Origin of the sequence: Romboutsia sp. 13368, from assembly GCF_018336475.1 — a bacterium.
Classification (GTDB): domain Bacteria; phylum Bacillota; class Clostridia; order Peptostreptococcales; family Peptostreptococcaceae; genus Romboutsia.
Genome location: NZ_CP048741.1, coordinates 735,134 through 736,014 on the forward strand (window position 1 = coordinate 735,134; position 881 = coordinate 736,014).

Sequence of the window (881 nt, forward strand, 5' to 3'; positions counted from 1 at the left end):
AGTATAGTATAGAATTGGATAAAAACAGCACATACTGATATTGAATAAACATAATATAAAAAGAAGACATGTATAAGCGTTGATTATAGGAGGAAATAGCCCATGGATTATAGAGATTTATATGATGGTATAGATGATAAAATACAACTTCCAAGTGGAAAATATATAACACCTATTAACTTTGATAATGGAGCAACTACACCACCCTTAAAAAGTGTTACAAAGGCAATACAAGATAATATAAAAAATTATGGACCAATAGCAAGAGGTGTAGGCTTTAAAGGAGAATATTGTACTTCAAGATTTAATAATGCTAGAGATACAATACTAGAATTTTTTGGATTAGGTGATTGTAATACTCATACTGTAATTTATACAAAGTCAGATACAGAATCATTAAATATATTAGCTAATTCACTAATTAAAGATAAAGAAGATATGATTCTTACAACTAGAATGGAGCACCATGCTAATGATTTACCATTTAGACGATTAGGAAGAATGACTTATGTTGATGTAGATGAGCTAGGTAGAATAAATATAGATGATATAGAAAAAGAACTTAAAAAAGCTAATGGGAAGATAAAAATTGTAACTGTTACAGGAGCATCAAATGTAACTGGATATATTACACCTATACATGAAATAGCAAAACTTGCTCATAGATATGGTGCTATAATAATAGTAGATGGGGCACAGTTAGTTGCACATAAAGAAATTAATATTAATGGAAATTGTGAAGAAGAATCCATAGACTTTTTAACATTCTCAGCACATAAGGCCTATGCACCATTTGGAAGCAGTGCAATAGTTGGTCTTATAAAAGATTTATATTCTAAAGAACCTTTTGAAAAAGGTGGAGGATGCGTAGATTATGTATT

1 protein-coding gene is annotated in these 881 nt (G+C 29.5%); it reads left to right on the plus strand.

What is annotated here, in order from left to right; translation table 11 throughout:
- Positions 1-102: 102 nt before the first annotated feature.
- A partial coding sequence (locus tag G3997_RS02940; RefSeq protein ID WP_296647836.1) for an aminotransferase class V-fold PLP-dependent enzyme occupies positions 103-881 on the plus strand: 779 nt, incomplete at its 3' end.